General features: G+C 71.2%; 12 protein-coding genes. 5 read left to right on the top strand and 7 right to left on the bottom strand.

What is annotated here, in order from left to right; genetic code table 11:
• The first annotated feature begins 71 nt into the window (after positions 1-71).
• On the top strand, positions 72-2,216 hold the full coding sequence (locus tag ACFVSL_RS09430; protein ID WP_386940462.1) for a hypothetical protein: 2,145 nt from the start codon (positions 72-74) through the stop codon (positions 2,214-2,216).
• 191 nt (positions 2,217-2,407) lie between these two features.
• Here ACFVSL_RS09430 and ACFVSL_RS09425 read toward each other — a convergent pair whose 3' ends face one another.
• Positions 2,408-2,647, bottom strand: a complete 240-nt coding sequence (locus ACFVSL_RS09425; protein WP_386940461.1) for a hypothetical protein — start codon at positions 2,645-2,647, stop codon at positions 2,408-2,410.
• Positions 2,648-2,753: 106 nt separating this feature from the next.
• Positions 2,754-3,623, bottom strand: coding sequence for an LLM class flavin-dependent oxidoreductase (locus ACFVSL_RS09420; RefSeq protein WP_386940460.1), 870 nt, complete (start codon positions 3,621-3,623; stop codon positions 2,754-2,756).
• Positions 3,624-3,734: 111 nt separating this feature from the next.
• Between ACFVSL_RS09420 and ACFVSL_RS09415 the strand changes: the two genes are divergently transcribed.
• Both ACFVSL_RS09415 and ACFVSL_RS09410 read left to right on the top strand, forming a co-directional pair.
• Positions 3,735-4,412, top strand: a complete 678-nt coding sequence (locus ACFVSL_RS09415; RefSeq protein WP_386940458.1) for a heme oxygenase (biliverdin-producing) — start codon at positions 3,735-3,737, stop codon at positions 4,410-4,412.
• 176 nt (positions 4,413-4,588) lie between these two features.
• Positions 4,589-5,353 (top strand): DedA family protein, encoded by a 765-nt coding sequence (locus ACFVSL_RS09410; protein WP_386940457.1) that lies wholly within the window; start codon positions 4,589-4,591, stop codon positions 5,351-5,353.
• A gap of 79 nt (positions 5,354-5,432) precedes the next feature.
• Here ACFVSL_RS09410 and ACFVSL_RS09405 read toward each other — a convergent pair whose 3' ends face one another.
• The gene (locus ACFVSL_RS09405; protein ID WP_386940456.1) at positions 5,433-6,359 is read right to left on the bottom strand and encodes a cation diffusion facilitator family transporter; all 927 of its coding nucleotides are present in this window, start codon (positions 6,357-6,359) and stop codon (positions 5,433-5,435) included.
• Positions 6,360-6,514: 155 nt separating this feature from the next.
• Here ACFVSL_RS09405 and ACFVSL_RS09400 point away from each other — a divergent pair, with 155 nt between their 5' ends.
• Positions 6,515-7,345 carry an alpha/beta hydrolase family protein gene (locus ACFVSL_RS09400; RefSeq protein WP_386940454.1) on the top strand — a complete coding sequence of 277 codons (831 nt, stop codon included), beginning with the start codon at positions 6,515-6,517 and terminating at the stop codon, positions 7,343-7,345.
• A 38-nt stretch (positions 7,346-7,383) separates the two neighbouring features.
• On the opposite strand, the gene rdgB is transcribed toward ACFVSL_RS09400, so the two are convergent.
• The 4 genes from rdgB to ACFVSL_RS09380 are packed head-to-tail and all read right to left on the bottom strand — an operon-like array spanning position 7,384 to position 11,196.
• Positions 7,384-8,022, bottom strand: a complete 639-nt coding sequence (rdgB, locus tag ACFVSL_RS09395) for an RdgB/HAM1 family non-canonical purine NTP pyrophosphatase (protein ID WP_386940452.1) — start codon at positions 8,020-8,022, stop codon at positions 7,384-7,386.
• 2 nt (positions 8,023-8,024) lie between these two features.
• On the bottom strand, positions 8,025-8,792 hold the full coding sequence (gene rph, locus ACFVSL_RS09390; protein WP_386940450.1) for a ribonuclease PH: 768 nt from the start codon (positions 8,790-8,792) through the stop codon (positions 8,025-8,027).
• Positions 8,789-9,637: a glutamate racemase gene (gene murI / locus ACFVSL_RS09385; protein ID WP_386940448.1), complete on the bottom strand. Its 849-nt coding sequence runs from the start codon at positions 9,635-9,637 to the stop codon at positions 8,789-8,791. Before murI ends, rph begins: the two co-directional genes overlap by 4 nt.
• A 35-nt stretch (positions 9,638-9,672) precedes the next feature.
• Positions 9,673-11,196 carry an FG-GAP repeat protein gene (locus ACFVSL_RS09380; RefSeq protein WP_386940446.1) on the bottom strand — a complete coding sequence of 508 codons (1,524 nt, stop codon included), beginning with the start codon at positions 11,194-11,196 and terminating at the stop codon, positions 9,673-9,675.
• 305 nt (positions 11,197-11,501) lie between these two features.
• Between ACFVSL_RS09380 and ACFVSL_RS09375 the strand changes: the two genes are divergently transcribed.
• Positions 11,502-12,821, top strand: a complete 1,320-nt coding sequence (locus tag ACFVSL_RS09375; protein ID WP_386940444.1) for a nicotinate phosphoribosyltransferase — start codon at positions 11,502-11,504, stop codon at positions 12,819-12,821.
• Positions 12,822-12,855: the final 34 nt, after the last annotated feature.

Here is a 12,855-nt window from a genome sequence, read left to right as displayed (position 1 = left end):
CTCCAGCGTCCGCTGCTGCGACTCCGGTGCCAGGTGACCCGCTTACTGGGTCCGGTGCTGTGACCCGGTCAGTGCTGACCGCGGCTCAGCTGACCTCCACGACCGCCCCGGCGGCGACCGTCGCCAACAGTGCATTCGCACTGCCAACCGCCGCCGCGCCGCCGACCAATGCCTTCGAGGGAACGCTCACCTTGAACGGGGTCGCGACCGCCGGCGGCTTCACGGCGCTGAAGGACCCGTACGGCTATGCCGGCACCGAAGCACTCAAGCACTTGCCGCCATTCTCGGTGCAACTGGTCCAGAACGGCAGCCATCTGGTGCCCCTGGTCCGGGGCGTGCAGATAACCGGCAGCCCGTACTGGAACCTCGCGGTCGGCCCCGGCCGCGCCTGGCAGGAGAACGGGGACGGGGGCCAGACCCGCGCCGCCCTCCCGTTCGCGCTGATCGAACGCAATGCGAACTGCGTGCACAACGGCGTCCTCAGCTTTCTGTTCACCACTACCTCGGTGTCGAAGGTGCGCTACCAGGTGACCAGTGAGACGTGCGAGTACTTCCAGTTCGATCTCTGGGGTCAAGTCGGAGCTACTTACACCGCCGGCGGCGTCGCCTCACCGGATGTCGTGCGCAACGCCTACGCAGCGGAGGTCGCCGACCGGCTACCGACCAAGCCGATCGCCGCACTCGCGACCGACAACCCGACTGCCGGGGTCGACCTCTCTGCGTTCGGCGGCGGCATAACTGCGAGCGCCCTCAGCACGTACGGGTTCTTCTACAACGGCACCAACTACGTCGGTGACTGCCCGACCCGGCAGGGTGCATACCCGTTCTGCGGGCAACTCCTCCTCCCGTCGTACTCGACGGCCAAGTCCGCGTTCGGCGGAGTCGCGCTCATGCGCCTCGCACAGAAATACGGGGCCGAAGTCGCCAACGAGCTCGTGAAGGACCACGTCACCGAAGCATCGGGACTCACCGCCTGGAACGGCGTCACGATCAACCATGCGCTCGACATGGCCACAGGCAACTACACCTCAGCCGACTACGAAGTGGACGAATCGGGCTCGACGATGCTCGACTTCTTCACCGCGGAGGGTTACACCCAGAAGATGTCGACCGCGCTGTCCTTCCCGCACAAGACGACGCCCGGGAGCGTCTGGACCTATCACACGTCTGACACCTTCCTCGCGACACGGGCGATGGACGACCTGCTGAAGGATCGCGCCGGGTCCGGCGCGGAGATCTTCGCGATGTTCCGCGACGAGGTGCTCAAGCCTGCGAAGATCGGCCCGGACGCATTGACCACCCTCCGCACCGATAACTCCGCGACCGGTGCAGCGTTCGGCGGCTACGGCATGTTCTGGACTCGAGATGACATCGCCAAGATGGCGAAGCTTCTCACCGTCGATGACGGCGTCGCCGGCGGTCAACAGCTTCTGCATCCCGGCCTGCTCGACGCGACCCTTCAACGCGATTCGGCCGATCGTGGAGTGACAACTTCCGGGTCGGTGCCGTTCCGCTACAACAACGCGTTCTGGGCACGTGAGTTCACGACCGCAGACAACGCCTCCTTCACAAACCCGTTCTCCGTACCATTCATGTCGGGATTTGGCGGCATCACGGTGGCGCTCATGCCGAACGGGTCGAGCTACTACGTGTTCAGCGACAACAACGAGTTCGCGTGGAGCAACGCGGTCGTGCAGTCGAACAAGCTCGCCCAGATGGCCGGCGGTGGAGGCGGCAGCAGCTGCACAGCTGCTGAACTGATCGGCAACGGCGGATTCGAGACCGGCACGGCCTCACCGTGGACCGCGAGCTCCGGCGTCGTCGACAACCGCACTACCCTTCAACCTCCCCGCACCGGCAGTTGGAAGGCGTGGCTGAACGGCTTCGGATCGGCAAACACCGAGACCCTGTCTCAGACGGTGACCGTGCCTGCCGGATGCACGAACGCAACGCTGCGATTCTGGCTGCGCATCGATTCGGCCGAGAACCTCGCGAACGCGTACGACACGCTGAAGCTCACGGCCACCCCGGCAGGCGGGGCAGCAACGACCCTCGCACAGTGGTCGAACCTCAACGAAGCCAACTACACGGCGAAGAGCTATTCGCTCGGCGCGTTCGCCGGTAAGACGGTCACGTTGACCTTCACCGGTGCGGAGGACTACTCGCTGCAGACCTCGTTCGTCATCGACGATGCCTCGGTATCGACGACGGGCTGATTTCGTCGCAGCTGATACCGACTGATGCGAAGAACGGTCTGGGCGCAAGTGCCCAGACCGTTCTTGAGGCTGCTGCATCCTCGTCGAGGGTATGGGCAAACCGCGAGATCGCCGTCGCCGTACTCCGGCCTCATGGCCCGTCGCCGAGGCCATCACTTCACACTGCCTCTGTTGGGAGTATTCCGCGAATCTCACCGTCGGCGCCGACGAGCCGACGCCTCCCCGATCCAGATTCCGATCAGGAGCATCCCGATGAAGCCCGCCAGCACCGAGACGACGGACAGGAGGCCGAACATGGCAGGACCCTGCCAGGGCTGGGCGAACGCCATCTCGGGAATCCCGGCCCAGTGGATCCGGTCGACGACGCATCCGATCGCGGAGGCCGCGACGAGCATGATTCCGACGATCCCGAGGATCACAGAGCGGCGCATGCTGAGGAGGATCTCACGGATCGCCTCGGTGGGGCTACGCGATTTCGTCGGTCGGGCGGAACCCAGGGTGCACCCAGACGGGGCGATGCGCCACCTCGTCGTCGACTCAGTCGACCCGCGGCGGCCCCGCCGCGACCCGCTCGCGCGAGTACTCCGTGATGCGCTCGGCCGGCACCGACCAGTCGGTGTCGAGCCACCACGTCGCCCCGGCCTCGGCCCAGGGTCGCACCGCAGCCGCATCGGCCGCCGGGTCGACGCCGGCGGTCGTGCCCTCCTGCACCCAGTCGAACGGGGCGTCGGCGAGCCCGAGCCGCTCGCGCTCGGCGGTGAGCCAGGCCATCGCCTCGGCGCCGATCGCGGGCGTGAACAGCTCGCGCTGGGCGTCGGGGCCGGCGGCGCCTTCACCGGGCGGGGCGAAGTTCGGCAGCCAGCCGTCGAGCCGGGCGACGCGGCGCATCGACTTCGTGCTCGGCCAGAGCCCGACCGCCCAGATCGGGATGCGCGCCTGCACGGGCGGCAGCGGCAGCATCGCGTCGGCGCGACGCACCGTGTAGTGCGGGCCCTCGTGCTCGAACGGCTCGCCGCGCCAGAGCTTCGGCAGCAGCTCGAGCGATTCGTCGAGCAGCTCGGCGCGCTCGCGCCGGCCCGGGTCGTGCTCGAAGATCCAGAAGCGGTCTTCGGCCTCCTCGGGCACGCCGAGCCCGACCGAGAGCGTCACCCGCCCGCGCGAGAGCCGGTCGACCGTCATCGTCTGGCCGGCGAGCTCCCACGGGCGCCGGCGCGGAACGGGCGTGAGCATGGTGCCGAGCCGCACCCGGCTCGTGCGCATGGCCGCCGCCGCGAGCACCGACCACGGGTCGGTCGCCCAGATGCCCTCCCAGACGAAGAAGCCGTTCCAGCCGTGCCGCTCGGCGAGTTCGGCGAGTTCGACCGCGACCTCGGGATCGCTGCCCGGGTAGATGAATCCGTAGCGCATGGCGGCGACGTTACGCCCGACGTCCGACACAGGTGCTGAAATCCCGACTCCTGCACGGTAAGGTAAGCCTTACCTGTGTCCCTGCCGAACCTCTCCACCCGAAGGACCGATATGTCGAGCGTCACCACCACCGCCGCCCCGAGCTCCCTCGCAGCCGAGAACGACGCGGCCGAACCGCTCGACGTGGCCGCCCTCGTGCGCGCCGCCTCGGCCGACGACCACCGTGCCACCGAGTCGCGCGGCTTCATCACCGAGCTCATGGGCGGCGAGCTGACGCTCGACGACTACACCCGCTACCTCGCGCAGTTCGCGTGGGTCTACGAGGCGCTCGAGGCCCGGGGCATCCGCGAGGGCGACCCCGCGGTCTTCGACCCCGAGCTCGCGCGCATGGCGGCCATCGAGTCCGACCTCGCGGCGCTCGGCGCCGCCGACTGGCGCGAGACTCACCCGGCGCTGCCCGCCACCGCCGAGTACGCGGCGCACCTCCGCGCCCTCGCCGACGACGACGTGCGCTTCCTCGCGCACCACTACACGCGCTACCTCGGCGACCTCTCGGGCGGCCAGGCCATCGCGCGCCTCGTGGCCCGCCACTACGGCGCGACGCCCGAGCAGCTCGCCTTCTACCGCTTCGACATCGCCGCCGACGAGGGCGTCGTGCGGTACAAGCGCGGCTACCGCGAGGCGATGAACGCCCTCGCCCTCGAGCCGGCGCAGGTCGACGCCCTCATCGACGAGGTGCGCAACTCGTTCCGGCTCAACGGCGCGATCTTCGACGCGCTCGCGGCCTGACCCGCGCCGCACGGTCGCGGGCGGGGGCGATCACTCCGCGGAGGGAGGCACGGGTCATCCTGCAGTGGGATGCCGCGCTCGGCGAGCGCTCGGTAAACTGCAACGAAACCCCGCCGCCTGCTGACCACGCCGTGCCGTAAGCACGGCGCCGGGTCCGACGACTGGAGCCACCGCACATGGTCCACACCGCACTCATCCCCTGGCTCGATCCTGAGACGATCATCGCCGGGGCCGGCCCCTGGGCACTGCTCGTCGTGTGCGGCATCGTGTTCGCCGAGACGGGCCTGCTCGTCGGCTTCCTGCTGCCGGGCGACACCCTGCTCGTGATCTCGGGCCTGCTCTCGCACCCGCTGCCCGGCTCGCCCGAGGGCGTGTTCGGCATCAGCGTGTGGTGGGTCGCGCTGCTCATCGGCCTGGCCGCGTTCCTCGGCGGAGAGGTCGGCTACTACATCGGCCACAAGGCGGGTCCGACGATCTTCGAACGCAAAGAGTCGGGGCTGTTCAGCGTCAAGAACGTCGAACGCACGAACGCCTTCTTCGAGCGCTTCGGCGGCCTGACGATCATCCTCGCCCGCTTCGTGCCCATCGTGCGCACCTTCGCGCCGGTCGCCGCGGGCGTCGGGCACATGCCCAAGGGCAAGTACACGCTCTACAACTTCATCGGCGCGGTGCTCTGGGGCTTCGGCCTCACGATGTTCGGCTACGCGATCGGGTTCATCCCCTTCGTCGCCGACCTCGTGAAGGAGTACATCGACCTGATCCTCCTCGCCGCCGTCGGCGGCACAGCGCTCGTCACCCTGTGGCACTACCTCAGCGAGCGCCGCAAGGCGAAGAAGGCCGCCGCCGCCGGTGAAGACGTCATCACCGACGAGGCCGAGGCCGAGCAGCTCGTGCTCGACGCCGACGTCTTCGAGCGCGGCCCCAAGCACGACGAGCACTGACCGTCGAATCCTCGAGCATGCCCCGGGGCCGCCGCCTGCGGCAGCCCCGGGGCATTCGTCGTCGTGGGCGGGGCGAGGCTCAGCAGTGCGAGCCCTGCTCCTGCTCGGCGCGGCCGCCGGGCTCCAGCTGGAACGTCGAGTGCGCGACGTCGAAGTGCTCGCTGAGGCATCCGCCGAGCTCGTCGAGCAGCGCACCCGTGCGCCCCGTCTCGAAGACCTCGGGCTCGACCTCGACGTGCGCCGTGAACACCGGCTGCCCCGAGGTGATCTGCCACACGTGCACGTCGTGCACGGCGACCACGCCCGGCGTGCGGAGGATGTGCTCGCGGATCTCCGCGACATCCGTCTCGGCCGGCGCGCCCTCGCTGAGCACGCGCACGACGTCGCGCAGGAGCGACAGCGCGCGCGGCACGATGAGCGCGGCGATGCCGAGCGAGGCGATCGGGTCGGCGGCGCTCCACCCGGTCAGCAGGATGACGATCGCGGCGACGATCACGAGCGCCGAGCCGATCGTGTCGCCGAGCACCTCGAGGTACGCGCCGCGCAGGTTGATCGAGTCCTTCGCGCCGCCGCGCAGCACGAGCATCGCGGCGATGTTCGCGGCGAGCCCGACCACGGCGACGGCGAGCATCAGGCCGCCCTGCACCTCGTGCGCCTCGCCCTCGGCGCCCGTGACGAGGCGCCCGATCGCGCCGATCGTCACCCTCACCGCGACGACGATGAGGATGACCCCGTTGATGAGCGCCCCGAAGACCTCTGCACGGCGGAACCCGTAGGTCTGCCGGTCGGTCGCCGGCCGCGCGGCGACGAACGCGGCGACGAGCGCGACGACGAGGCCGATGAGATCGCTCGTCATGTGTCCCGCGTCGGCGAGCAGCGCGAGCGAGCCGCTCACGAGGCCGCCGACGACCTGCACGACGACGAAGGCGCCGATGATCGCGATCGCGGTCCCGAGGCGGGTGCGATTCGCGGTCGCCGCGTGGTCGTGGGAGTGATCGTGTGCCATGTCCCTTCCAGCGTAGGTCGCCCGCAGGGGCCCGAGGGCCCGTTCGGCCAATCAGGAATGAGTCGCGTTCTCATCGGCATGGCAGCCGCCGCGGGCGCGGCAGCGGGTCGGCCGGGGGTCGCGGCCCGTCGCCGCCCGGCCCTAGGCTGCGGGGCATGCCGTCGCGTCGCACGCCCGCCATCGCACTCGCTCTCACCCTAGGATGCCTCGTCGCCGCGCTCTCCGGATGCGCGGCCGGCTCCGACCCGGGCGGCGCGGCCGCGTCCGACGAGGCGGCCGCGCCGGCCTCGCCCGCCGACGCCGCCCCGTCGGAGCCGCTGCCGCCGTCGGAGCGCTGCGGCGACACCGGCGTCGAGTCCACCGCGATGCGGCTGCCCGTCGGCGACGCGAGCTTCGACGTGGGCGTCGCGGGCGAGGGCGCGACGACGGCGATCTTCGCGCACCAGCGCAACCAGGACGGGTGCGGGTTCTGGCCCTACGCCTCGACGCTCGCCGAGCGGGGCGTGCAGGTGCTGCTCGTGAACTCGTGCGGCTACGGCGAGACCGAGTGCCCCCGCGAGGCGAACCACGTCGTCGACGACGGCGCCGATGCGATCCTCGCCGCCGCCGAGTGGGCGCGCGAGCACGGCGCCGAACGGGTGGTCGTGGTGGGCGCCTCGATGGGCGGCACCGCGGCGATCGTCGCGGGCGGGCGCGACGGCGACGACGGTGTCCTCGACGGGGTCGTCGACCTCTCCGGACCGCTCGCCTTCCGCGGCTACGACTCGCTCGACGACGCACCCGCGCTCACGGCGCCGATCCTGCTCGCGGTCGCGCCCGACGACACGACCGTCGGCGTCGACGAGCTGCAGCAGCTCGCCGACGCGACCGCGAGCGACGACGTCACGATCATCGCCGACGGGGTCGGCCACGGCTGGGCCATGCTCACGACCGGCACGGCGTTCAACGCCTTCGCCGACCGGGTGACGGCCTTCATCACCGGCTGAGGCCGGCCCGTCGCCGAGGCGCCCGAACCGACCGCGGGCTACTCGGCCGCGGTGCGGACCCGGGCCGCGATGCGCTCGAGCTCGGGGATGAGCGCCTCGAAGGCGCGGGCCCGGTGGCTGATCGCGTTCTTCTGCTCGGGCAGCAGCTCGGCCGCGGTGACCTCGTGCCCCTCGGGCTCGAACACGGGGTCGTAGCCGAAGCCGTGCGAGCCCCGCGGCTCGTAGGCGAGCGCGCCGCGCCACAGCCCCTCGGCGACGAACTCGTCATCGGTGCCGGAGCCCGTCAGCGCAGCCGGCACGACCACCGCGATCGTGCAGTGGAACGCCGCCCCGCGGTTCGGCCGGCGCACGTCGCCGAGCTGCGCGAGCAGCAGCCGCACGTTCTCGACATCGCCGGCCGAGTGGCCCGCCCAGCGGGCCGAGAAGATGCCGGGCGCACCGCCCATCACGTCGACCCCGATGCCCGAGTCGTCGGCGAGCGCGATCCGGCCCGTGTGCAGCGCCGCCGCGCGCGCCTTGATGAGCGCGTTCTCGGCGAAGCTCGTGCCGTCCTCGACGGGCGAGGGCCCGTCGTACGGCAGCACGGTGATGCCGGGCATCCGCTCGCCCAGGATGCGCTGGAACTCGGCGACCTTGTGCGCGTTGTGGGTCGCGAGCACGACCTCGAGCGCGGCCACGCTCACTCCCCCGCCGCGAGCGACGCGGCGAGCGCGGCCCGCTGGAGCTCGGTGAGCGAGGCGGTGCCGGCGAGCGCGAGGTCGAGCAGCGAGTCGAGCTCTCGGCGGTCGAACGGCGCACCCTCGGCCGTGCCCTGCACCTCGACGAAGAGGCCGCGGCCGGTGGCGACGACGTTCATGTCGGTCTCGGCGCGCACGTCCTCGACGTAGGCGAGGTCGAGCATGGGCGTGCCGTCGATGATGCCGACCGAGACCGCCGAGACGGTGTCGATGAGCGGCGTCGCACGCTGGCCGATGAACTTCTGGCCGCGTGCCCACTCGATCGCGTCGGCCATCGCGACGTACGCACCCGTGATCGCCGCGGTGCGGGTGCCGCCGTCGGCCTGCAGCACGTCGCAGTCGATCTGGAGGGTGTTCTCGCCGAGCGCCTTCATGTCGACGACCGCGCGCAGGCTGCGGCCGATGAGGCGGCTGATCTCGTGCGTGCGGCCGCCGATGCGGCCCTTCACGCTCTCGCGGTCGTTGCGGGTGTTCGTGGCGCGCGGCAGCATCGCGTACTCGGCCGTCACCCAGCCCTTGCCCTTGCCGTTGAGCCAGCGCGGCACGCCGTTCGTGAAGCTCGCGGTGCACAGCACCTTGGTGCCGCCGAACGAGATGAGCGCGCTGCCCTCGGCGTGGGCGCTCCAGCCGCGCTCGATGGTCACCTCGCGCAGCTGGTCGGGCGTGCGCCCGTCGGCGCGAACGATCGGGGTGGCGGATGCCTCGGTCATGCGTTGTTCTCCAGTCGAAGTCGTTCGCGGTCGGGAAGGGTGACGGCCCCCGTCTGCACGAGCTCGACGCTCGGGATCTCGGGGGCGATGAGTCGGTGGGCGAGGTCGAGGAAGGCACTCGTCGACTGCCCCGTCGCCTCGTAGCGGTAGCTCGGCGGCTCGGCGGCGCGGCGCTCCATGCCGCCGCCCACGAGCACGCGGTACACGTCGTTCGCGGTCTCGACGTCGCTCGAGACGAGGGTGACGCCCTCGCCCATGACGTACGAGATCGCGCCCTTGAGGAACGGGTAGTGCGTGCAGCCGAGCACGAGGGTGTCGATGTCGGCGCGGCGGAGCGGCGCGAGGTACTCCTCGGCGACGGCGAGCAGCTCGTCGCCGGTCGTCACGCCGGCCTCGACGAACTCGACGAAGCGGGGGCAGGCCTGCGAGAAGAGCTCGAGGTGCGGGGCGGCGGCGAAGGCGTCGTCGTACGCCCGCGACGAGACGGTGCCCTGGGTGCCGATGACGCCGACCCGACCGGTCTTCGTCGCGGCGACCGCACGGCGCACGGCCGGCTGGATCACCTCGACGACCGGCACGTCGTACCGCTCGCGCGCGTCGCGGAGCATCGCCGCCGAGGCCGTGTTGCAGGCGATGACGAGCATCTTGACGCCCTGCGCGACGAGGTCGTCGAGCACGGCGAGGGCGTAGCCGCGCACGTCGGCGATCTTCTTCGGCCCGTAGGGCGAGTGCTCGAGGTCGCCGATGTAGAGGATCGACTCGTTCGGCAGCTGGTCCTTCACCGCCCGGGCGACGGTGAGCCCGCCGACCCCGGAGTCGAAGATTCCGATCGGTGCATCCGTCACAAGGGTCTAGCTTAGGCGAGCCGCGCAGGTTCGCGTCAGTGAGCGGCGACCCAGGCCTCGAGCGCGCTCAGGGTGATGCCGAAGCGCGTGTGCCCGTTGCCGAGCCCCGCGACCGCGATGACCTGCGACGCCGAGCATCCGGCGGTGTCGGCGACCGTGTAGGGCGCGAGCCTGCCGTTCGCGTCGACGAAGGCTCCCGTCGCGGTCGACCAGTACCGGTTCTTCTTCAGTCCCGCCGGTGCGGCCTGGGAGAGTTCGGTGCCCGCGCACACGTCGTGGGAATCGGCGACTCCATCGCCGTCGGCGTCGGTCACGAGCGGTTCGAGCGTGAACACGTACGCCGCGCCCCCGACAATCCTGAACGGGGTTCCTGCGACGACCCGGTCGCCCGACAGCGCGAGTGAGGTTCCGAGGAAGTCGCTGTCATCGCCGTCGGATGCGACGAGCTTCTGCTCCGCCCATCCGCCCGAGCCGTCCAGCTCCATGACGTACACCGCACCGCGATCGGACCCCGCGCCGTCGTGACGCCGCGCCCCCACCGCGATCCGATCGCCCGAGATCGCCACGGCGTGCCCGAACATGTCCAGTTCGGCTCCGTCCGATGCCGTGAGCTTCTGCTCCGCCCAGCCGCCCGAGCCGTCCGCCTCGAACACGTACGCCGAGCCGGAGGCGTCGCCGGAGTCGTCGTCGAGTCGCGAGCCCACCACGATCCGCCCGCCCGACACCGCCACCGCGAATCCGAAGGTGTCGCTGGCTGCGCCGTCGGACGCGGTGAGCTTCTGCTCCGCCCAGCCGCCCGAGCCGTCCGCCTCGAACACGTAGGCCGAACCGGACTCGGGACCGCGGTCGTCGTCGAGCCGCGCACCGGCGACGATCCGATCGCCCGACACCGCGACGGAGTACCCGAGCGTGTCGTCGGCTGCGCCGTCGGACGCGGTCACCTTCTGCTCCGACCAGCCGCCCGAGCCATCCGGCTCGAACACGTACACCGAACCCGACCCGGACGCGCCGTCGTCGTCGAACGGCGCGCCGACCACGATCCGGTCGCCCGACACCGCGACCGCGTGGCCGAACCAGTCGTTCGACTCGCCGTCGGACGCGGTGAGCTTGTGCTCCGCCCACTCGCCCGAGCCGTCCGCCTCGAAGACGTACACCGAACCCGACCCGGTCCCGCGGTCGTCGTCGGACGGCGCGCCGACCACGATCCGGTCGCCCGACACCGCGACCGCATTCCCGAACTGGTCGCCGGCCGCGCCGTCGGACGCGGTCAGCTTGCGCTCCGCCCATCCGCCCGAGCCATCCGCCTCGTACACGTACACCGCGCCGAAGTCGATCTCGTCGGCGTCGCCGTTCGGCGCTCCCGCCACCACCCGGTCGCCCGACACCGCGACCGCGGATCCGAAGGCGTCGAACGCCTCGGCATCCGAGGCGTCGAGGCGCTGCTCCGACACGACGGGCGTGCCGATCGCCGGCGTTGCACCGGCGAGCACCGCACCCCCGAGGGCGATCGACGCGACCGCGGCGACGACGCCGGGACGGCGTCCGAACCGATCAGACATCAGAGCCTCCTCCTGCGGCGGCGCTGCCGCGGACCCACGGGCGGTGCAGGACGTCGTCGGGCTCTTCCCGCTGACTGCGGGGGTGCGTCTGCACGACCTGGCACACGGTACAACGCGGCTAGAACCGGAGACAATCCCCCGATCAGGGGGCTGAACCCGGCACGCTGCCCCCTCGTCGGAGGCGAGCTCGCCGCCGCGAACGACCGGCCCGTCATCGCCTGGAGCTCCGAGCCGGCCGGGAGTTCCCCCGAATCGCTCGGCGAACTCGCGTCGACCGCCCTGCCCGCCCCAGTAGGCTCGACTCCGTGACCGGCTCAGCTGCCCTCTTCACCGACCGCTACGAACTGACGATGGTCGATGCCGCCCTCCTCGACGGCACCGCCCACCGCGAGAGCCTCTTCGAGGCCTTCGCGAGACGCCTGCCCGACGGCCGCCGCTACGGCGTCGTCGCCGGCACGGGGCGCCTGCTCGAGCTCGTGCAGCGGTTCCGCTTCGAGGACGCCGAGCTCGAGTGGCTCCGCGAGCACGAGGTGGTGCGGCCCGCGACGATCGACTGGCTCGCCGACTACCGCTTCGCCGGCGACATCTGGGGCTACCGCGAGGGCGAGGCGTACTTCCCCGGCTCGCCGCTCCTCACGATCCAGGCGAGCTTCGCCGAGGCCGTCATGCTCGAGACGATCGTGCTGTCGACCCTCAACTACGACTCCTCGGTCGCGAGCGCCGCGGCTCGCATGGTCTCGGTCGCGCTCGGCCGCCCCATCTCCGAGATGGGGTCGCGCCGCACGAGCGAGCGCGCCGCGATCGCCGCGGCGCGTGCGGCCTACATCGCCGGCTTCGACGCGACCTCCAACCTCGAGGCGGGCCGCACCTGGGGCATCCCGACGATGGGCACGGCAGCCCACGCCTTCACGCTGCTGCACGACACCGAGGAGGCCGCGTTCCGCGCCCAAGTCGAGGCGTTCGGCCCGAAGACCACGCTGCTCGTCGACACCTACGACATCACCCGCGGCGTCGAGCTCGCCGTGAAGGTCGCCGGCCCCGAGCTCGGCGCCGTGCGCATCGACTCGGGCGACCTGCCCACCGTCGTCGCCGCGGTGCGCGAGCAGCTCGACGCGCTCGGTGCGGTCGACACGAAGATCACCGTGACGAGCGACCTCGACGAGTTCACGATCGCCGGCCTCTCGGGCGCACCCGTCGACGCCTACGGCGTGGGCACCGCGGTCGTCACCGGATCCGGATTCCCCGCCGCCGGCATGGTCTACAAGCTCGTCGCCCGGCGCGACGACGCCGGCGAGTGGATCCCCGTCGCGAAGGCCTCGACGCAGAAGGCCAGCGTCGGCGGTCGCAAGAACGCGGCCCGCCGCCTCGACGCCACCCGCACGGCGCGCGAGGAGCTCGTCTTCGTCGGCGACGGCCCCGACGGCGAGGCCGAGTTCGACGCGGGCGACCGGCTGCGCCCGCTCATGGTGCAGCTCGTCGCGAAGGGCGAGGTCGACCCCGCCTTCCTCGGCGCCGCGGGCACGACCGCGGCCCGCGCGCACCGCGCCGAGGTCATGCAGGAGCTGCCGATCGAGGCGTTCCGGCTCGGCCGCGGCGAACCGGTCATTCCGACGAACTACCGCTGAACCGCTCCGCTGAACTGCTCCGCTGAACTGCTCC

Origin of the sequence: Agromyces sp. NPDC058064, from assembly GCF_042885275.1 — a bacterium.
GTDB lineage: Bacteria > Actinomycetota > Actinomycetes > Actinomycetales > Microbacteriaceae > Agromyces.
Note: the sequence above shows the minus strand (reverse complement) of the source record. Positions and strands in the feature narration are given on the sequence as shown.

Coding starts and splice junctions, on each gene's coding strand:
- ACFVSL_RS09410 (WP_386940457.1), top strand. CDS start 4,589: ATGGTCCACACCGCACTCATCCCCTGGCTCGATCCTGAGACGATCATC.
- ACFVSL_RS09425 (WP_386940461.1), bottom strand. CDS start 2,647: ATGCGCCGCTCTGTGATCCTCGGGATCGTCGGAATCATGCTCGTCGCG.
- ACFVSL_RS09400 (WP_386940454.1), top strand. CDS start 6,515: ATGCCGTCGCGTCGCACGCCCGCCATCGCACTCGCTCTCACCCTAGGA.
- ACFVSL_RS09420 (WP_386940460.1), bottom strand. CDS start 3,623: ATGCGCTACGGATTCATCTACCCGGGCAGCGATCCCGAGGTCGCGGTC.
- ACFVSL_RS09415 (WP_386940458.1), top strand. CDS start 3,735: ATGTCGAGCGTCACCACCACCGCCGCCCCGAGCTCCCTCGCAGCCGAG.
- ACFVSL_RS09405 (WP_386940456.1), bottom strand. CDS start 6,359: ATGGCACACGATCACTCCCACGACCACGCGGCGACCGCGAATCGCACC.
- rph (WP_386940450.1), bottom strand. CDS start 8,792: ATGACCGAGGCATCCGCCACCCCGATCGTTCGCGCCGACGGGCGCACG.
- ACFVSL_RS09380 (WP_386940446.1), bottom strand. CDS start 11,196: ATGTCTGATCGGTTCGGACGCCGTCCCGGCGTCGTCGCCGCGGTCGCG.